The organism is Chelonobacter oris (assembly GCF_000772535.1).
GTDB lineage: Bacteria > Pseudomonadota > Gammaproteobacteria > Enterobacterales > Pasteurellaceae > Chelonobacter > Chelonobacter oris.
On record NZ_JSUM01000002.1, the window covers coordinates 60,916 to 79,491 of the forward strand.

Here is an 18,576-nt window from a genome sequence, read left to right on the forward strand (position 1 = left end):
CCAAAAGCAGGTGAACGTTTGACAACCGCAGTACAACTGACATTGCCAATCCAACAGATAGACGATTTGACGCTACAGAATTTCTATGCCGAAAATAATCTGTTGCTGTTGGATGCATTGCGCCGCCATCTACTGCAACAACAGCAACAGTTCTTTTATCTGTACGGCGAATCCGGCTGCGGCAAAAGCCATTTATTGAAAGCCTGCTGCGACTATCTGTTTGATCGCGGCGGTAACGCCAGTTTTATTCCGCTCAAGCAAGCCGTGCATTTTTCGCCCGATGTCTTGGACAATCTGGAAAATCAGGATCTGGTCTGCATCGACGATCTGCAACGGATTGCCGGACAACGAAAATGGGAAACCGCACTTTTCGATTTATACAATCGTATCAAAGAACAAAAACGCGCTATCCTGATTCTCAGTGCCGACGTTTCCCCCCGCCATCTTCCCGTTTCACTCAATGATTTACGCTCCCGTCTCAGTTGGGGCGAAGTACACAAACTACAGCCGCTCGACGAAATACAGAAACTGAAAGCGCTGCAACAGCGCGCCCGTTTGCGCGGCTTGGAATTGCCGGACGAAGTGGGATTGTTTTTACTCAAACGGCTGGAACGTGATACCCAGAGCCTTTTCGACACCTTGCAACAGCTCGATCAGGCTTCGTTACAGGCTCAGCGCAAATTAACCATTCCTTTTGTCAAACACTGCCTGAATTTATAAAATTTCCAGCACCGCTTGCGGCGGACGCCCGATTCTTGCCTGCTCGCCGTTAATCACAATCGGACGTTCAAGCAATGCCGAATGCTGTGCCAGCGCCGCCAAAAGCTGTTGCTGCGTCAATGCCGGATTGTCTAAGCCCAAAGTGCGGTACAGCTCATCATTCACTCTCATCATTCGGCGTACATCGTCAATCCCCAAACGGCGGCAAAGCGTTTGCAGCTCCGCCACCGAATAGGCTTTCTGCAAATAGACTTCCACCTCAGGTGCAATCCCACGGCTCTCCAATAATTGCAGCGTTTCACGACTTTTCGAACATGTCGGGTTATGCAAAATTTTTACCTTGCCTGTCATTACTTACTCCTTGTTAATTTTATCGGCTTCATCATGGTTTTAATCTTTCATTAAGTCAATAACTTGTTATAATCAAAAAGTCTGATTTATTTGACCATAGGAAAATACTGATGTGGGAAATGTTTCAAAAATGGTATAAACGCCGCTTTACTGATCCACAAGCCCTCGGGCTGTTTGCCATTTTATTTTTCCTCTTTGTGGCGATCTATTTCTTCAGTGATATTATCGCCCCGTTACTGATTGCACTCGTTTTCGCCTACTTACTGGAAACACCGATCACTTTCCTGTCGCAAAAGTTGAAACTGCCGCGAATAGCGGCCGCTGCTATTACGCTACTGCTGTCTGCGACTTTGATTATTTTCATTATGATCGTGGTCGTGCCGCGCTTATGGACACAGACTATCTCGCTGGTACAAGACTTGCCGAACATGATCAATCAATTGCATGAATGGCTGTTGACCCTGCCAGAACATTATCCCGATCTCATAGACTATCCGATGCTCGACGCCCTCTTCAGCAACGCCCGCACTAAATTGCTGACCTTCGGTGAATCGGCGCTGCGCTATTCGCTGTCCTCACTGCTCAGTCTGGTGACTATCGGCATTTACGCATTTCTGGTGCCGTTAATGGTCTTTTTTCTAGTGAAGGACAAACAAGAGCTGATTCAAGGCGTAATGCGCTTTATGCCGCGCAACCGCACTTTGGCTTCACAAGTGTGGACAGAAATGCAAAGCCAGATTTCCAACTATATCCGCGGCAAATTTCTGGAAATCGTGATTATCGGCGCAATCACTTATATTTTATTCCTGTTCTTCGGTCTGCGTTATCCGTTACTGCTATCGGTCGGCGTGGGCTTATCCGTTCTGGTGCCTTATGTCGGTGCGGTGTTAATCACCATTCCGATTGCGTTGGTTGCGCTGGTTCAGTTCGGCGTTACCCCGACCTTCTGGTATTTAATGCTGGGTTACCTGATTATCCAAATTCTGGACGGTAATCTGTTGGTGCCGGTCTTATTTTCCGAAGCGGTGAACCTACACCCGCTGATTATTATTTTGGCTGTCCTGATTTTCGGCGGATTATGGGGATTCTGGGGCGTCTTCTTTGCCATTCCGCTGGCAACACTGGTCAAAGCGGTCGTAAACGCTTGGCCGTCGAATGACGATGCCGAACCCGCTTAAATCGCCATCAAGTGCGGTACAAACCGCACTTTAGCTTGATTTCCGCATTTCAGCCTAAAACCGCACCGAAATCACATTTTGCCGCATTACGCCTTGTCCGCCGACAGCGGCTTCCTTATACTACTCTCTCTTGTCGGAGTGCCAATGATCTATTGGCTGAGACCGTAAACCGGGATCCGTGGAACCTGCTCGGGTTAAGACCTGCGAAGGGAACAAGTCAATCATCTTACGTTTCAACCTGATGATTTACCAAGATAAACAGACCGCACTTCGGTTACTGCAAACCGTATAAAGTCCGTTTATTTTCTTCCACCACCTCTTTTCCGCTCCGGACAAGCACTCCTGTTTATTATTTTGACTATAAAGGAATTTGCCATGTCTGACACCAGCATTTATGTGACCAAAACCAGCCGCCGTCACAAACGTGAATCGGCACAACAATTCATCAGCAATTTAAAAGGCACGCCCTATCCCGCTTCAAAACGGATTTATCTGCCGGGCTCGCGGCCTGATATTCAAGTACCGATGCGGGAAATTGAACTTAGCCCGACATTGATTGGCGGTGATAAAACCCATCCGCAATTCGAGCCGAACGAAGCCGTTCCGGTGTACGACACCTCAGGCGTTTATGGCGATGAGAGCCAAACCATCAATGTTAAGCAAGGGATCAGCGCACTTCGCCGACAATGGATTGCCGAACGACAAGATAGCGAAGCGTTAAGTGCGGTCAGCTCGCAATATACCCAATCACGCCTACAAGACAACACCCTTGATGAATTGCGTTTTCAACGGCAAAGGGCAACGTTACGTGCCCGTAAAGGCAAAACCGTTACCCAATTACACTACGCCCGTCAAGGCATCATTACGCCTGAAATGGAATTTATCGCTATTCGGGAAAATTTGGGGCGAACGCGCATTAAAAGTGCGGTATTGCTGCAACAACATCCGGGGCAAGCCTTCGGCGCAAACCTGCCGGCTGAAATCACGCCGGAATTTGTGCGCCAAGAAGTGGCGGCAGGACGGGCGATTATCCCGTGCAATATCAACCACCCCGAATCCGAACCGATGATTATCGGGCGCAATTTTCTGGTGAAAGTGAATGCCAATATCGGCAATTCCGCCGTCACCTCCTCGATCGAAGAGGAAGTGGAGAAACTGGTTTGGGCGATCCGCTGGGGCGCCGATACCGTGATGGATCTCTCCACCGGCCGCAACATTCACGAAACGCGCGAATGGATTCTGCGCAACAGCCCCGTTCCAATCGGCACCGTGCCGCTGTATCAGGCATTGGAAAAAGTCAACGGCATTGCCGAAAATCTAAATTGGACGGTGTTTAGAGATACCTTAATCGAGCAGGCGGAACAGGGCGTAGATTATTTCACCATTCATGCCGGAACCTTATTACGTTATATCCCGATGACCGCCAAACGGCTGACGGGAATCGTCTCGCGCGGCGGCTCGATTATGGCGAAATGGTGTTTGTCGCACCATCAGGAAAATTTTCTTTATACCCGTTTTCGGGAAATTTGTGACATTTGCGCCGCTTATGATGTCGCACTTTCGCTGGGTGACGGCTTACGACCGGGTTCGATTCAGGATGCCAACGACGAAGCACAGTTTGCCGAACTGTATACGTTAGGCGAACTGACCAAAATCGCTTGGGAATATGATGTGCAGGTGATGATCGAAGGGCCGGGGCATATTCCGATGCATATGATCCGGCGCAATATGAACGAGGAGCTGGAACATTGCCACCAAGCGCCGTTTTATACGCTAGGGCCGCTGACCACCGATATTGCGCCGGGTTACGATCATTTCACATCCGGCATCGGCGCAGCGATGATCGGTTGGTTCGGCTGCGCCATGCTGTGTTATGTGACACCGAAAGAACATTTGGGGCTGCCGGATAAAGAAGACGTCAAGCAAGGCTTGATCACGTATAAAATCGCCGCCCACGCCGCCGATCTCGCCAAAGGTCACCCTGCGGCTCAAATTCGGGATAACGCCATGTCGAAAGCAAGATTTGAATTCCGCTGGCAGGATCAGTTTAATTTATCGCTCGATCCCGAAACCGCACGCGCTTATCACGATCAAACACTGCCGCAGGAATCCGGCAAGGTGGCGCATTTCTGTTCGATGTGCGGGCCGAAATTCTGCTCAATGAAAATTTCGCAGGAAGTGCGGGACTATGCCGCCAACCTCACGCCAGAACAACAGGCCGGCTTAGCCAAAATGTCGCAACAATTTAAACAAAAAGGCGGGGAGCTTTACCATAAACCGCAAGATTTAACTCAGAAATAATACCGCCGCTCACGGCACGCCGTTTAAGGCGGCGTGCCGTATAGCCTGCCGCCCGAACCGCACTTTACCCGTTTAAATAATCCAACACCACTTGTGCATGATCTTTGGTTTTAAACTTGTCGAACACCTGTTCAATCACGCCGTTTTCATCAATCAAAAAACTGATACGATGGATTCCGTCAAACGTCCGCCCCATAAATTTTTTCTCGCCCCATACGCCAAACTGCTCCGCCACTTGATGATCCGGATCGGACAGCAGGGTGAAATTCAACGCTTTCTTTTGCTCAAAACTGCGTAATTTTGCCGGTAAATCAGGACTGATACCCAAAATCACCACACCCAATGCGTCTAATTCGGTTTTGGCATCACGCAAATCGCAAGCTTGCGTAGTACAGCCCGGGGTCAGCGCTTTCGGATAAAAATAAACCAATACTTTTTTCCCTTTGAAATCACTTAACGCGATACGGTTTTCATCTTGATCCAATAAACTGAATGTCGGTGCCGACGCACCTTTTTTTAATATCGATAACATTATTTTCTCCAAAATTAAGGACTGATACCGCACTTAAGCTACCATTAAATCAGACCTTTTTCACTTTTTTTGATTTATGTGGAAGAAAATAAAAAAACAACTTGCAAACTGCGACAAATTTGGCAATCTAGAATAATCAGTTATTTCATCAATAAAACAACAAGAAACGTACAGGAGAAGTTTTATGTCGGCCAGTAACCCTTTATTTTCAGGCAGTATCGTTGCGCTTATCACTCCGATGGACAGTTCCGGCGAAGTGAACTATACCGAATTGGAAGCGTTGGTGAACTTTCATATTGAAGCGGGCACGGATGCGATTGTTTCTGTCGGCACTACCGGCGAATCCGCCACGCTCAGTATTGATGAAAATGTTAAGGTAATTCTGAAGACCGTCGAATACGCTGCCGGCCGCATTCCAATTATCGCCGGCACCGGCGCCAACGCCACCAGCGAAGCAATCACTATGACCAAATTACTGCACGGCAGTGGAGTTGCGGGCTGCCTGTCGGTTGTGCCTTACTACAATAAACCGACTCAGGAAGGCATGTACCAACACTTCAAAGCGATTGCCGAAAGCACCGACTTGCCGCAAATCCTGTATAACGTACCGGGGCGTACCGGCAGCGATCTGAAACCGGAAACCGTTGCCCGTCTGGCGAAAATTCCAAATATTGTCGGCATTAAAGAAGCCACCGGCGATGTCAGCCGTGTCGGCAAAATCAAGGAACTGGCAGGGCAAGATTTCATTATTCTGAGCGGCGACGATGCCACCGGATTGGAAGCCATTAAAGCCGGTGGTGAAGGCGTGATCTCGGTGACCAACAATGTCGCCGCCGCCGATATGGCGAAAATGTGCCATTTCGCCCTGAAAGGCGATTTCGCCCAAGCTGATGAAATCAACAACCGTCTCATGCCGCTGCATAAAGATCTGTTTATCGAATCCAACCCGATTCCGGTCAAATGGGCGTGCTACAAAATCGGGTTGATCAGTGAACCGTTTCTGCGCCTGCCGCTGACCGTGTTAAGCGAAGAAGCGCAACCGACCGTCAGTGCCGCCTTGAAAACCGCCGGATTATTAAAATAAGCAAATTCAACCATATTGTCTGAGTAATCCGATAAAAAAGGGCCGACATCAATGTCAGCCCTTTTTCACACCACTCAATATTACGCTTGCAGCAACGAAATATCCGCCACTTGCAGGAATAATTCCCGCAAATTATACAGCAATGCTAAACGATTTTGGCGTAATGCCGGATCTTCAGCATTCACCATCACGTTATCGAAGAATTTATCCACCGGCTGACGCAGAGCCGCCAATTGTTCAAGTGCGGTTTGATAATCTCCGTCCGCAAACAGCGGCTGTAATTTTTGTTGCAATTCCGCCACTTGCGCAGCCAAGGCAATCTCTGCCGGATCCTGACATAAAGTGCGGTCGACCTGTGTCGGCAATTGCCCTTCCACTTTCGCCAAAATATTGAAAACCCGTTTATTGGCAGCCGCCAGAGCCTCAGCGGAATCCAGCCGGCGGAAATAAGATACCGCTTTCACACGGGCATCAAAATCCGCCGGTTTGGTCGGACGGCGCGCCAACACCGCTTGAATGACATCAACGCCGAAACCTTCGTCTTGATACCAAGCACGGAAGCGGGCGAGCATAAAATCCACCACTTCTTCAACAACATTTGCATTAGTCAGTTTGTCGCCGAACAATGCCGCCGATCTTTGCACCAGATCGGTTAAATCAAGCGGCAAATGTTTCTCCACGATAATCCGTAACGTCCCCAATGCCGCACGACGTAGCGCAAACGGATCGGCACTGCCCTTCGGTTGTTGCCCGATGCCGAAAATTCCGGTCAGGGTATCCAGCTTATCCGCAAGTGCAACCGCACTTGCCACCAATGAGCGAGGCAAATCATCGCCGGCAAAACGTGGCATATATTGTTCATTCAATGCCACTGCAACTTCTTCATCTTCACCATCATGACGGGCATAGTGCATTCCCATTACACCTTGCGTATCGGTAAACTCAAACACCATATTGGTCATTAAATCACATTTTGATAATAAACCTGCACGTTCCGCTTTTGCTTTATCTGCGCCGATTTGTGCCGCAATTTCACCTGCCAGCGCTTCAATTCGCTTGGTTTTATCGAGCAGTGTACCTAACTGCTGTTGGAATAAGACCGTTTCTAAACGAGGCAAATTATCTTGCAAACGCTGTTTCAAATCGGTTTTAAAGAAAAACTCGGCATCGGTCAAACGTGGCCGCACCACTTTTTCATTCCCTTCGATAATCGCCGTCGGATCATCGGGATTGATGTTCGAGACAAAGATAAAGTGCGGTAATAAATTGCCGTTTTTATCATAGATCGGGAAGTATTTTTGGTCGCCTTTCATGGTATAAACCAATGCTTCCGCCGGCACCGCCAAGAAACGCTCTTCAAATTTAGCGGTTAATACATTCGGATATTCCACTAAAGAGGTAACTTCATCTAATAAATCGTCTTCAATATCCGCCACGCCGCCAAGTGCGGTCGCTTTTTGCTGCGATTTTTCTAAAATTAACGCTTTACGCTCGTTGAAATCCGCCACCACCGATCCTTTTTCTTTCAGCAGTGCCGGATATTGATCCGCATGTGTAATTTGAAATTCACGCTCACCTAAGAAACGGTGTCCACGAATGGTTGTACCGCTCTTCACGCCTAAAATTTCACCTTCAATTAATTCATCACCTAATAGTAAGGTAACAGTATGCACCGGACGCACGAATTGTTCCGATTTATCGCCCCAACGCATGGTTTTCGGAATCGGCAGCTTTGCCAACGCATTGCTGATCATTCCCTGCAACAGGTTTTTGGTCGCTTGCCCCTCAACGATCGCACGATATACCAGCCATTCGCCTTTATCGGTCAGCAAGCGTTCCGCTTGTTCTACACAAATCCCGCAACCACGCGCCCAACCTTCAGCGGCTTTGGTCGGCTTGCCTTCCGCATCAAACGCCGCCGATACCGCCGGCCCGCGTTTTTCAATCTCTTTGCTCGTTTGACGGGTTGCCAACCCCAACACTTTTACCGCCAAACGGCGCGGCGCCGCAAACCATTCGACGTTTTCAAACGCCAATCCGGCTTGGTTTAGTTCTTGTTCGATATTCTCGGCAAACGCCGTTGCCAGTTTCTTGAGTGCCTTCGGCGGCAGCTCTTCAGTGCCGATCTCGGCGAGGAAGTTTTCTTTCATTACTCAATTTCTCTTCTTAATATTTTCTCAACAGGAATGGCACTCACGACTTCCCAAATTCAGTCTGCAATGTCGAGATGTCTAAAATCACACCGTCATCAGCCAACACTAACGCCGGAATACCGATATAGCCGTTTGTTTTTGCATTATTGAATGCAGGGTGGTTATCTCTTAATTTGAGGAAACGTTTGAAATTGACCAAATTTTCCAATACTTCAACCGCTTGATATTCCACGTTTAATGCCTGCAATTCTGCGACAAAAGGAGCTGTATCCGGACAGGTTTGTGCAAAAAATAAAACTGGTTTGGTCATAATAACGTCCTTATTTTTTACACCCCGGAAAACCCAATGCTTCACGGCTCGCATAGTATGCTTCCGCCACGCCTTTGGTTAACGCACGGATTCGCAAAATATAACGCTGGCGTTCGGTAACCGAAATCGCTTTGCGTGCATCGAGCATATTAAAACTGTGCGCCGCTTTTAAAATGCGTTCATAAGCCGGCAACGGCAATGGTTTCTCCAATGCCAGCAGCTGTTGCGCTTCTTTTTCGTGTTGCTCGAAACAATAAAATAAAAACTCGGTGTCGGCATATTCAAAGTTATAAGTCGATTGTTCGACTTCGTTTTGATGGAACACATCGCCGTAAGTGGTTTTACCTAGCGAGCCGTCCGACCAGACCAAATCATAAACAGAGTCCACCCCCTGAATATACATCGCCAAACGCTCCAGACCATAAGTAATTTCGCCGGTTACCGGTTTACATTCCAAACCGCCCACTTGCTGGAAATAAGTGAACTGGGTCACTTCCATGCCGTTCAGCCACACTTCCCAGCCCAGCCCCCAAGCGCCCAAAGTCGGGTTTTCCCAGTTGTCTTCCACAAAACGGATATCATTTTGCGTCGGATCAAAACCTAACATTTTTAAGCTGTCTAAATACAATTCTTGAATATTGTCCGGTGACGGTTTAATCACCACTTGAAATTGGTAATAATGCTGTAAACGGTTCGGATTTTCGCCATAGCGCCCGTCGGTCGGCCGACGCGACGGCTGCACATAAGCAAACGCCATCGGCTCAGGCCCCAACGCACGCAGACAAGTCATCGGGTGCGATGTGCCCGCCCCCACTTCCATATCAAACGGCTGCACCACCGTACAGCCCTGTTTTGCCCAATAGTCTTGCAAGGCAAGGATCATTCCCTGAAAGGTTTTAATGTTAAATGTTGAACTCATATCGGCTTCTTTTTGTAGATAGAAAATGGCGGCTATTATACTTGAATTCGGACGAAAGGTCATGAATTTGCGCAGGGAAAATACAAAAGTGCGGTCTAAAATGATTTCTGACCGCACTTTTCAGATTAGAGTTTATAAACACCGACCAAATAAGCTTGCTCCAGAATATGCCCCTGCATCGCAAAATGCAGCTCATTAAAGCCGAATCCCGCTTGTAAATCCAAGTCACAATCCAACGCATATACATATAATTCATAGCGGTGATCGGCATTCGGCGGCGCCATGCCGCCGTAAAACGAAGCTTCTTCTGCCGATAAACCGCCTAGCTTACCTGACCAACTGTTTCTGCCTTGCACATAATCAGTGGCTGAAATACTGTCGTTTTCCGGCAGCGAAGTGCGGTGTAAATTAGCGACCAGCCAGTGCACCCACACATACCCCGCCGCCCCGACCGCATCTTTATCTTCCAACACTAAGGCAAATGACTTAGTCCCTTCCGGTGCATCCGTGATCTCCAATGGAATTGAGTAAGTCGGCATTCCGTTCGGACTAAACTGCTCGCCGCGTTTACCATATTTATCTTCAAAATGACCGTTCTGAATTGCTGTTGTGGTTACTTTCATCAATCTACCTCCATCTAGTCTTGTAATATTCCGCTATTGAACATCGGCAAGCCTAACACGCTTAAACTATCACGATAAATTCCCATTAAATCTTTTGTGCCTATTTGCTGTAATTCCGCTAACGGTTTATCCAAAGCCGCCACTGACTGAAATTTAATGTCTTGCGGCCCTGACTCCCAAGTTGCGATTTCAAACAGCGTTTGGCCTCGACGGACATGACTGCCCGAACTAACCAAAACAGCTTGTTTGATACCATGTTTTGCCAACGCATAACGAGAATATAAAGCGTTTTCTACAGTAGAAGTTGCGTAATTATCCGCATAAATTCTATTATTATCAATACCATGTTCTATTAACCACTGTTTCATTAAATTTGCTTCCGTTTTATTATTCTTCGGAACTCCGCCAGTAACAATAATTAACGTATTTGGATTTTGATTCGCCAATTCTAAGGTTTTTTCTAAACGCTGAATCAGAATATCATTCATGCTGCCGTCCGGATAAAGTACATAGCCTAATGTGACAATAGCTGATCGCGGCGGTAATGTTTCATCTAATTTATCTACAATTGGTTGCTGTGCGATACGATCAATTGTAGAAAATATTTTCGTGAGTGCTATTGCTTTTTCTGGGGATAAGCTTTCCAAGCGTGAAAAATATTTTTTACTTTCCACTTCATTCTTTGCAAAGTGATTCCATACCGCCAAATAAATATGCGCTTTCACATCATCAGGCGCAACATCCAGCACCCGTTTATATAACGCTAACGCTTGCTCTACATTACCATTGTAAATATTCGCATTTGCTGCGCCAAACAGAAAGTCAACTCGATAAGGTTCTAATTCATAAGCCTGCAACAAAAGTGTAGCAATACTCTCCATATTGCTAGGCAGTTTGGCTGTAAAGCCTGCGTCAGATACTCTTGCCGGGGATTTTTGGAAAACAACCGCCTGCTCCAGCAATTCATCGACGACTTGCCGCTGAGTCACAAGCTGTTCGTAATGGATTTGTGGCTGTAAAGTTTCAACTTTAGTTGTATTAGCATTAGCCGCTGCATTAAACGCCAAACAGAGTATAGGTAATACGAATATTGATTTATTCAATCGGTATAAATATCTCATTGTAATTTTCCCCATATAACTCACCAAAATTTAATATTATCACTAAATAATTTATGCTTTATCTATTTGACAGTAATATATGATCCAGTTCAAATTTCTTTGAGAAAATCCTTGTATAACTTCAACTATTTTTATAAATTACCCTTTCACTAGTCGGGGTGCTGCGCTTGCTGCCAAAAGCGAATGCGGCTGAGATTAAACCCGTGAACCTGATCCAGATAATGCTGACGTAGGAAACTATCAAGATGACTTCTATCCAAACCGCACTTTGCCTTTTTTCCGCCTGTTTTTCTGCTACTGTCGCTCTGCATTCGTCACACTGATTATTATCGGACGCACGAAAAATGAATGCGGTTGAAATTCATGCTTTAACCCTTGCTTTTAACGGGCAGCAACTGTTCGGCGAATTGAATTTCGCCTTGCCGAAGGGCGAATGGACGGTACTGCTTGGGCGTTCAGGCGTGGGGAAATCCACCCTGTTGCGTGCCATTGCCGGTTTGGAAAAGCACGCCGTTCAACAGGGGCAAATTCACTTTCCGCAACCGCTTAAACTCGCTTGGCTGGCACAGCAGAATTCGCTCTATCCTTGGTTGTCGATTGTCGATAATGTGCAGTTGGAACAACATTTGAACGGCACTAAAAATGCCGAAACGCAAGCCAAAGCCGAATATCTTCTGACGGCGGTACAAATGACGCCACATCGGCATAAACCCTGTTACCAATTATCGGGCGGACAGCGACAACGTGTCGCCCTTGCCAGAACTTTAATGCAAGATGCCGATCTGATTTTAATGGACGAGCCGTTTTCCGCACTGGATGCCGCCACCCGTTTACAGTTGCAGGAGCTGTCGTGTCGCCTGCTGGCGGGCAAAACCGTGCTGCTGATCACCCATGATCCGCAAGAGGCGATCCGTCTCGGCGATCGGATTTACACCTTGCAAAACACGCCGAAACCGCTGAGTCGCGCCTTGCTTCCGCCTGGGCAAAAGCCGCGCAATTTAACCCAACACGCACTACTGCCGCTACAACAGCAGCTGTTTAAGCAATTATTGTCGGGAGAAGACTATGAATTGGCTTAAACCCCTCGGCAAAACTGCGCTGCTGACCGTACTTTTACTGCTGTTATGGCAAAGTGCGGTCAGCCTGTGGCAATTGCCGCACTACATGTTACCGACCCCAAGTGCGGTCTGGGAACAGCTGCAACACCGTCCGCTGTTGCTGTGGCAACATGCGCAAATCACCGCACTTGAAATGCTTATCGGGCTGCTATTGGGCTTTTTGCTCGGTTTGGGGTCGGCGTTGTTGCTCTCGCTTTCTGCGCCGGTTTCCGCATTTTTAATGCCGCTGTTGGTGATGTCACAGGCGATTCCGGTATTCGCCGTTGCGCCGTTGTTGGTGTTATGGTTCGGTTACGGCATGGCATCAAAAATTGTGATGACAGTACTGATTATCTATTTTCCCGTCACCGCCGCTTGTTACGACGGGCTGCGCAACACGCCGCAGGCTTGGCTGGATTTGGCTCGCACCATGCAAATCGGGCGTATTGCTTTGCTGTTCAAAGTACGCTTGCCGGCGGCACTGCCCGCCTTGGCGTCCGGCTTGCGGATTGCCGTTTCGGTGGCGCCGATCGGCGCTGTTGTCGGTGAATGGGTCGGCTCGTCACAAGGGTTGGGCTATTTAATGCTGCATGCCAACGCACGTATGCAAGTGGATTTAATGTTTGCCGCACTGTTGTTATTAATTTTGATGGCGCTGGTGCTGTATTTTGTCGCGGATCGCCTGCTGCGCCGCATAATACCGTGGGTCTCCCACCTACACTGACAAAGGAGAAAACATGTCTATCTGCCGGCGACTTATCGCCAATGCCGAACCGTACTGGTCTGCTTATACCCGACACGAATTCGTGTTGCAACTGACGACCGGTAAATTAAGCAAAGTGCGGTTTCAACATTATTTAAAACAGGATTATCTCTATCTGTTTCAATACAACCGTGCGCTGGCGCTCACTCTGTTCAAAGCGGAGAATTTCGCACAAATGGCGCAGGCAAATCAAGCCATTGCCACCCTGCTGCAAGAAATTCAACTGCACGTTAATTTTTGCAAACAGTGGGGCATTTCACCAACGGCACTACAACAAACCCCGGAATCTTCCGCCTGTGTCGCCTACACCCGTTATGTGTTGGATTGCGGCATCAACGGCAGCTTGGCGGATCTGTATGCGGCGATTGCCCCTTGTGCACTCGGCTATGCCGAGATCGCCCGTTCGATTGTCGAACAACGGTTAAGCCCGGTCGATAACCCGTATCAAGCGTGGATCGACACCTATGCTGCGGCTGATTTTCAACAAGCGGCGGCGCAAGTCGGCGAACTGTTAGACACGCTATGTGCGGATCTTAACGCCAAACAACTCGCCAAAGTACAACAAATTTTCACCACTGCCACCCGCATGGAAATTGCCTTCTGGCAAATGGGGCTGGATTTAAGTTAAACCGTCCCCACTAAAAATAAGGAAAACGACATGAAGAAACTCCTCACCCTTTGTACCGCACTTTGCCTGTTAAGCCAACCGCTGACCGCTAAAGAAAACGTCACGTTACTACTGGACTGGTTCGTCAATCCCGACCATGCCGCACTGATTGTAGCACAGCAAAAAGGCTTTTTTGACGCCCACGGCTTAACGGTCGAGATCATCGAACCGGCCGATCCGTCCATGCCGCCGAAACTGGTCGCCGCCGACAAAGCGGATTTAGCGGTCGATTATCAGCCGCAATTGCAAATGCAGGTTGCCGAAGGCTTGCCGCTGGTGCGAATCGGCACACTGGTTTCCACGCCGCTCAACAGTGTAGTGGTGTTACAACGCAGCAATATCAAATCGGTTGCCGATTTAAAAGGCAAAAAAGTCGGCTATTCGGTCAGCGGCTTTGAAACCAGCCTGTTACAAGCAATGCTCGCCAAACACGGCTTAAACGCAAGCGATGTCGAGATGATTAACGTCAACTGGTCACTTTCGCCCTCGCTCATCAGCGGGCAAGTCGATGCGGTGATCGGCGCTTTCCGCAATTTTGAACTCAATCAAATGGCATTGGAAAAACAGCCCGGTCTGGCGTTTTATCCGGAAGAACACGGCGTTCCGGCTTATGACGAACTGATTCTGGTTGCCAATAAAAACCGCCTGTCGGACAAAAAGCTCAGTGCTTTTTTAACCGCACTTGAAGAAGCGACAATCTACCTGATTAACCACCCCGAACAGGCATGGCAGGATTTTATCAGCTACAAACCGAATGAACTGGATAACGAACTGAACCGTCTGGCATGGCGCGACACCCTGCCGCGTCTGAGCCTGCGCCCACGCGCCTTAGATAACAGCCGCTATCAAAAAATGGCGCAATTCATGCAACAGCAAGGCTTAATCGACAACGTGCCGAACTTGGCCGATTACGCAGTACAACTGCCCTGAGGACAAAATATGACCTTGAAAACCAATTACTTAAACCGCATTCGTCAACAAAATCCGCTGATACACAATATCACCAATATCGTTGTTGCCAATTATGTCGCCAACGGCTTATTGGCGCTCGGCGCCTCACCGATTATGTCAAGTGCGATCGAGGAAATGGAAGAACTGCCTGCGATTTGCAACGCACTGGTGATCAATATCGGCACACTGACCGCCGAACAGGTCAATGCCATGCTGAGCGCCGGGAAAGCCGCCAACCGCCACCATATTCCGGTGGTGCTCGATCCGGTCGGTGTCGGTGCCACCACTTTCCGCCGACAGATCGTGACTCGCTTATTGGCAGAGATCAGTTTCAGCGCCATTCGCGGTAACGCCGCTGAAATGGCCTGTCTCGCCAATGCCGATTGGCAAAGTAAAGGCGTAGACGTCGGCAAAGGAGAGGCCGATTTAAATGAAATCGCCAATACGCTTGCACAACAATATCAATGCACAGTGGTTATCAGCGGCGAAGTCGATGTCGTCAGCGACGGCCGACAGCTTGCAAATATCCGCAACGGCACCGCACTTTTCCCGAAAATCACCGGCTCGGGCTGCCTGCTGAGCGCGGTTTGCGGCGCCTTTCTAGCCGTTGCGCCGCAAGACGGCTTCAATGCCGCACTCGAAGCCTGCACTGCCTATGCCATAGCCGGTGAACTGGCGGCACAGCCGCTGCTCCCCCAGCAGCACGGGCAGTTTTATACCGCACTTTTAGATCACTTGGCGGCACTGGACAGCAGCCAAATACACCGATTGGCGAGGATTTCCCATGTATAATATTCCACAGGCTTTAACCATTGCCGGCTCCGACAGCGGCGGCGGTGCCGGCATTCAGGCCGATTTAAAAACCTTTCAAATGCGCGGCGTCTTCGGCACAACAGCGATTACCGCCGTCACCGCCCAAAATACACTCGGCGTTTACGATATTCATGCCGTTCCTCTTGCCACTATTGAGGCACAGCTGAAAGCAATTGCTGAAGATTTTCAGATTTCCGCCTTTAAATTGGGTATGCTCGGAACAGCGGAAATCATCGAATGTGTCGCCGAATCCCTGAAAGCGCACACATTCGGGCTGATGGTGTTGGATCCGGTGATGATCGCCAAAGGTGGGGCGCCATTGTTGCAACAAAGTGCGGTCTCAGCACTCAAGCAACATTTGTTACCGCTTGCCGACATCATTACCCCGAATTTGCCCGAAGCGGAAACCCTGACCGGCATTCGGATTATAGACGACAAAAGTGCCGAACAGGCAGCACGCTACTTACAAGATCGTGGCGTCAAAACCGTGGTTATCAAGGGAGGCCACAGCCAACATTCCCAAAGTGCGGTTTGCCGTGACCGGGTATTCACGCCAAGCGATACTTTTATGCTGGAAAGCCCGCGCTATCAAACACCGCACACACACGGCACCGGCTGCACGTTTTCCGCCTGTATTACGGCAGAACTCGCCAAAGGACACAATCCGAATATTGCCATTCGGCTGGCAAAGCAATTTATCACCGCTGCGATCAGCCGTCCGTTAAATATCGGCCACGGCCACGGCCCGACGAATCATTGGGCGTTCTCTTCTATTCCGCGACAAGGGTTAGGCTAATATGACGGACATTCGCAACATGTTATCCGTCTATTTCATTGCCGGCACACAAGATTGCCGCCATTTGGACTTGCCGCCGCAGACCGCACTTTTAACCATACTGGCAGAAGCGTTAAAGTGCGGTATCAGCTGCTTCCAATTTCGGGAAAAAGGTGCTTTTTCACTGCAAAATCGGCAACAAATAGCGCAATTAGCCATACAATGCCGTGATCTATGCCGCCGATACCACGTGCCGTTTTTTATTAATGATGATGTAGATCTCGCATTGAAAATACAGGCTGACGGGTTACACGTCGGGCAAGACGATCGCCCGATTGAGCAAGTGATCGCCCAATGCCAAGGCAAGCTATTACTGGGATTATCGATTAACACGCTGCAACAGGCGCTCGCCAACCGCACTTTGCACGCAGTCGATTATTTCGGCATTGGTCCGATTTTTGCCACCCAATCGAAAGCCGATGCCAAAACGGTGGTCGGCTTAGATTTAATCCGTCAAATTCGCCAACAAGGCATTAATAAACCGCTAGTGGCGATCGGCGGCATCACTGCCGAAACCGCACTTTCCGTCCGTCAAGCCGGCGCCGACGGTGTGGCAGTCATTTCCGCTATTGCTCAAACTGCCGATATGTCTTCTACTATCCAACAATTACAGAGAAACTAAATGAAATCATTAAGCAAACAATTCGGGCCGGGCATCATCATGGCATCGTCCTGTGTCGGCGGCTCGCACATTATCGCCTCCACTCAAGCCGGCGCTTATTATGGCTACCAACTGGCGCTGCTGATCGTGGCAGTCAACCTACTGAAATATCCGTTCTTTCGCTTCGCTTTTGATTACAGCGCACTCAATAACAAAAGCGTACTGCAAGGCTATGCAGAAAAAGGAAAAGGCTATTTATGGCTGTTTCTGATTTTCAATCTGTTCGCCACGATGGTGAACGTTGCCGGCGGAACGCTACTGTCGGCCGTGCTGCTGGCAATGCTTATACCGTTTGAAATACCGATGAATCTGTTAAATATCATTGTGTTGTTCAGCTTTCTGTTTATTCTGTTCTCACGCCAGTATGCCCGTTTGGACAAAGTATCCAAAAGCATTATGTTTCTGCTGTCGCTGATCACCTTTATCGCCCTGCTGATCGCTTTTACTCGCCCGAGCACGCCGCCCCCTGCCGAATTTATTCCGCCATCGGCTTGGACATTGACGGCGATTCCGTTTCTCATCGCTCTGATGGGCTGGATGCCGGCGCCGATGGAACTTAGCGTTGCCGGTTCGTTATGGGTGGTGGAAAAAAACCGGCTTGATCCCAACTATCGCCACCGCCGCCTGTTGGATTTCAACAGTGGTTATGTCGTAACCATTATTCTGGCTTTAATGTTCATGGCGCTCGGCGCACTGGTGCAATACGGTAAACCGATTCCGACCTTAGCCGGCGGGCAATTTATCCGCCAGTTTGTCGACATGTACGCACTCAGTATCGGCGAGTGGACACGCTGGTTTATGGCGCTGGTCGCCTTTATCTGCATCTACGGCACCACCATTGTCGCTGTAGACGGTTATTCACGCTGCAATCAACAAACAGTCGTACTCCTACGCCAAACCGATACGGCTCCAAGTACGGTTGAACTGCATTCGGAAAAAGCCCTGCGCTACGCCATGCTGTTCACCACCTTATCGGCCTTTATCGTCATCCAGTTTTTCAGCAATGCCATCGGCAAAATGATCCCTTTTGCCATGACCGCCTCCTTCCTCTCCGCCCCTGTTTTCGCTTGGTTAAATTTCAGCCTGGCAAAGCAATACGACAACAAACCGCAGTGGCTGCTCTACCTCGCTTGGACAGGATTGATTTATTTGATTGGAATGGCGGGGATTTATTTTTTGTATCGGTGAGTTAATATTTAGATTCGCATACGCGGCTGGATACTAGCCTCTCTTACGTTTCGCTCCGTAATCCATTTCAACACACGCTCCCGCATTTGGATCGGCTCAATGATATAAGCTCGTTTACAATGATTTAATTGTTTCAACACTCAGCCGCCCGCAGGCGGCTGGTTGAGGTAACAAAAAACGCTTTATTCCGATTAATTGTTTCAACACTCAGCCGCCCGCAGGCGGCTGGCCAGACCCAACCAAGTATGTTGCACTGTCGGACATGTTTCAACACTCAGCCGCCCGCAGGCGGCTGGACAGTAAGCTGTT

Annotated in this window: 19 protein-coding genes, 1 CRISPR repeat array and 2 riboswitches (1 of these 22 only partly in view); of the genes, 12 read left to right on the plus strand and 7 right to left on the minus strand. The window is 48.8% G+C overall.

Annotated features, from left to right (window positions below):
• Nucleotides 1–18 precede the first annotated feature (18 nt).
• A complete protein-coding gene (gene hda / locus OA57_RS00935) occupies nt 19–720 on the plus strand; it encodes a DnaA inactivator Hda (RefSeq protein ID WP_034612243.1) in 702 nt (233 codons plus the stop codon).
• Here the strand turns inward: hda and arsC are convergent.
• Complete coding sequence (arsC, locus tag OA57_RS00940) at nt 715–1,071, minus strand: arsenate reductase (glutaredoxin) (protein WP_034612246.1); 357 nt, start codon at nt 1,069–1,071, stop codon at nt 715–717. The genes hda and arsC overlap by 6 nt on opposite strands.
• A 110-nt stretch (nt 1,072–1,181) precedes the next feature.
• On the opposite strand from arsC, the gene OA57_RS00945 reads away from it, so the two are divergent.
• On the plus strand, nt 1,182–2,249 hold the full coding sequence (locus OA57_RS00945) for an AI-2E family transporter (RefSeq protein ID WP_034612248.1): 1,068 nt from the start codon (nt 1,182–1,184) through the stop codon (nt 2,247–2,249).
• A gap of 124 nt (nt 2,250–2,373) precedes the next feature.
• Nucleotides 2,374–2,478: riboswitch (TPP riboswitch) on the plus strand.
• A 146-nt stretch (nt 2,479–2,624) separates the two neighbouring features.
• Nucleotides 2,625–4,550 (plus strand): phosphomethylpyrimidine synthase ThiC, encoded by a 1,926-nt coding sequence (gene thiC / locus OA57_RS00950; RefSeq protein WP_034612251.1) that lies wholly within the window; start codon nt 2,625–2,627, stop codon nt 4,548–4,550.
• A 64-nt stretch (nt 4,551–4,614) separates the two neighbouring features.
• Here the strand turns inward: thiC and bcp are convergent, their stop codons facing one another.
• Entirely contained in the window at nt 4,615–5,082 is a 468-nt protein-coding gene (gene bcp / locus OA57_RS00955) for a thioredoxin-dependent thiol peroxidase (protein WP_034612254.1), read from the minus strand.
• A gap of 184 nt (nt 5,083–5,266) precedes the next feature.
• Between bcp and dapA the strand changes: the two genes are divergently transcribed.
• A complete protein-coding gene (dapA, locus tag OA57_RS00960) occupies nt 5,267–6,166 on the plus strand; it encodes a 4-hydroxy-tetrahydrodipicolinate synthase (RefSeq protein WP_034612257.1) in 900 nt (299 codons plus the stop codon).
• 80 nt (nt 6,167–6,246) lie between these two features.
• Here dapA and glyS read toward each other — a convergent pair whose 3' ends face one another.
• The 5 genes from glyS to OA57_RS00985 all read right to left on the minus strand — a co-directional run bounded on the left by glyS (nt 6,247) and on the right by OA57_RS00985 (nt 11,307).
• A complete protein-coding gene (glyS, locus tag OA57_RS00965; RefSeq protein ID WP_034612260.1) occupies nt 6,247–8,316 on the minus strand; it encodes a glycine--tRNA ligase subunit beta in 2,070 nt (689 codons plus the stop codon).
• Nucleotides 8,317–8,359: 43 nt separating this feature from the next.
• Nucleotides 8,360–8,629: a hypothetical protein gene (locus OA57_RS00970; RefSeq protein WP_034612263.1), complete on the minus strand. Its 270-nt coding sequence runs from the start codon at nt 8,627–8,629 to the stop codon at nt 8,360–8,362.
• A 10-nt stretch (nt 8,630–8,639) separates the two neighbouring features.
• Nucleotides 8,640–9,548, minus strand: coding sequence for a glycine--tRNA ligase subunit alpha (gene glyQ, locus OA57_RS00975; RefSeq protein ID WP_034612266.1), 909 nt, complete (start codon nt 9,546–9,548; stop codon nt 8,640–8,642).
• A gap of 125 nt (nt 9,549–9,673) precedes the next feature.
• Nucleotides 9,674–10,171, minus strand: coding sequence for a YbhB/YbcL family Raf kinase inhibitor-like protein (locus OA57_RS00980; RefSeq protein WP_034612269.1), 498 nt, complete (start codon nt 10,169–10,171; stop codon nt 9,674–9,676).
• 14 nt (nt 10,172–10,185) lie between these two features.
• Entirely contained in the window at nt 10,186–11,307 is a 1,122-nt protein-coding gene (locus tag OA57_RS00985; protein ID WP_034612271.1) for a YdcF family protein, read from the minus strand.
• 129 nt (nt 11,308–11,436) lie between these two features.
• Nucleotides 11,437–11,545: riboswitch (TPP riboswitch) on the plus strand.
• Between the two features lie 91 nt (nt 11,546–11,636).
• On the opposite strand from OA57_RS00985, the gene OA57_RS00990 reads away from it, so the two are divergent.
• The 8 genes from OA57_RS00990 to OA57_RS01025 are packed head-to-tail and all read left to right on the plus strand — an operon-like array spanning nt 11,637 to nt 18,267.
• The gene (locus OA57_RS00990; RefSeq protein WP_034612273.1) at nt 11,637–12,371 is read left to right on the plus strand and encodes an ABC transporter ATP-binding protein; all 735 of its coding nucleotides are present in this window, start codon (nt 11,637–11,639) and stop codon (nt 12,369–12,371) included.
• Nucleotides 12,358–13,113 (plus strand): ABC transporter permease, encoded by a 756-nt coding sequence (locus tag OA57_RS00995; RefSeq protein ID WP_034612274.1) that lies wholly within the window; start codon nt 12,358–12,360, stop codon nt 13,111–13,113. The genes OA57_RS00990 and OA57_RS00995 overlap by 14 nt, the downstream gene beginning before the upstream one ends.
• Nucleotides 13,114–13,126: 13 nt before the next feature.
• The gene (gene tenA, locus OA57_RS01000) at nt 13,127–13,780 is read left to right on the plus strand and encodes a thiaminase II (protein ID WP_034612277.1); all 654 of its coding nucleotides are present in this window, start codon (nt 13,127–13,129) and stop codon (nt 13,778–13,780) included.
• A gap of 30 nt (nt 13,781–13,810) precedes the next feature.
• Nucleotides 13,811–14,749: an ABC transporter substrate-binding protein gene (locus OA57_RS01005; protein WP_034612280.1), complete on the plus strand. Its 939-nt coding sequence runs from the start codon at nt 13,811–13,813 to the stop codon at nt 14,747–14,749.
• Nucleotides 14,750–14,764: 15 nt separating this feature from the next.
• A complete protein-coding gene (gene thiM / locus OA57_RS01010; protein ID WP_034612509.1) occupies nt 14,765–15,562 on the plus strand; it encodes a hydroxyethylthiazole kinase in 798 nt (265 codons plus the stop codon).
• Complete coding sequence (gene thiD, locus OA57_RS01015) at nt 15,555–16,379, plus strand: bifunctional hydroxymethylpyrimidine kinase/phosphomethylpyrimidine kinase (protein WP_034612283.1); 825 nt, start codon at nt 15,555–15,557, stop codon at nt 16,377–16,379. Before thiM ends, thiD begins: the two co-directional genes overlap by 8 nt.
• A 1-nt stretch (nt 16,380) precedes the next feature.
• Entirely contained in the window at nt 16,381–17,040 is a 660-nt protein-coding gene (gene thiE / locus OA57_RS01020; protein WP_034612285.1) for a thiamine phosphate synthase, read from the plus strand.
• A complete protein-coding gene (locus OA57_RS01025; RefSeq protein WP_034612288.1) occupies nt 17,041–18,267 on the plus strand; it encodes an NRAMP family divalent metal transporter in 1,227 nt (408 codons plus the stop codon).
• Nucleotides 18,268–18,397: 130 nt separating this feature from the next.
• Nucleotides 18,398–18,576: a CRISPR direct-repeat array (repeat unit 32 nt; unit sequence GTTTCAACACTCAGCCGCCCGCAGGCGGCTGG) (it continues 724 nt past the right edge of the window).

Excerpts from the sequence above, each read along its gene's own strand:
- thiC (WP_034612251.1), top strand. The coding sequence starts at position 2,625 with ATGTCTGACACCAGCATTTATGTGACCAAAACCAGCCGCCGTCACAAA.
- OA57_RS00980 (WP_034612269.1), bottom strand. The coding sequence starts at position 10,171 with ATGAAAGTAACCACAACAGCAATTCAGAACGGTCATTTTGAAGATAAA.
- OA57_RS00985 (WP_034612271.1), bottom strand. The coding sequence starts at position 11,307 with ATGGGGAAAATTACAATGAGATATTTATACCGATTGAATAAATCAATA.
- glyS (WP_034612260.1), bottom strand. The coding sequence starts at position 8,316 with ATGAAAGAAAACTTCCTCGCCGAGATCGGCACTGAAGAGCTGCCGCCG.
- thiD (WP_034612283.1), top strand. The coding sequence starts at position 15,555 with ATGTATAATATTCCACAGGCTTTAACCATTGCCGGCTCCGACAGCGGC.
- dapA (WP_034612257.1), top strand. The coding sequence starts at position 5,267 with ATGTCGGCCAGTAACCCTTTATTTTCAGGCAGTATCGTTGCGCTTATC.
- OA57_RS00995 (WP_034612274.1), top strand. The coding sequence starts at position 12,358 with ATGAATTGGCTTAAACCCCTCGGCAAAACTGCGCTGCTGACCGTACTT.
- OA57_RS00990 (WP_034612273.1), top strand. The coding sequence starts at position 11,637 with ATGAATGCGGTTGAAATTCATGCTTTAACCCTTGCTTTTAACGGGCAG.
- bcp (WP_034612254.1), bottom strand. The coding sequence starts at position 5,082 with ATGTTATCGATATTAAAAAAAGGTGCGTCGGCACCGACATTCAGTTTA.
- OA57_RS00945 (WP_034612248.1), top strand. The coding sequence starts at position 1,182 with ATGTGGGAAATGTTTCAAAAATGGTATAAACGCCGCTTTACTGATCCA.
- OA57_RS01005 (WP_034612280.1), top strand. The coding sequence starts at position 13,811 with ATGAAGAAACTCCTCACCCTTTGTACCGCACTTTGCCTGTTAAGCCAA.
- OA57_RS01025 (WP_034612288.1), top strand. The coding sequence starts at position 17,041 with ATGAAATCATTAAGCAAACAATTCGGGCCGGGCATCATCATGGCATCG.
- OA57_RS00970 (WP_034612263.1), bottom strand. The coding sequence starts at position 8,629 with ATGACCAAACCAGTTTTATTTTTTGCACAAACCTGTCCGGATACAGCT.
- arsC (WP_034612246.1), bottom strand. The coding sequence starts at position 1,071 with ATGACAGGCAAGGTAAAAATTTTGCATAACCCGACATGTTCGAAAAGT.
- tenA (WP_034612277.1), top strand. The coding sequence starts at position 13,127 with ATGTCTATCTGCCGGCGACTTATCGCCAATGCCGAACCGTACTGGTCT.
- glyQ (WP_034612266.1), bottom strand. The coding sequence starts at position 9,548 with ATGAGTTCAACATTTAACATTAAAACCTTTCAGGGAATGATCCTTGCC.
- thiE (WP_034612285.1), top strand. The coding sequence starts at position 16,381 with ATGACGGACATTCGCAACATGTTATCCGTCTATTTCATTGCCGGCACA.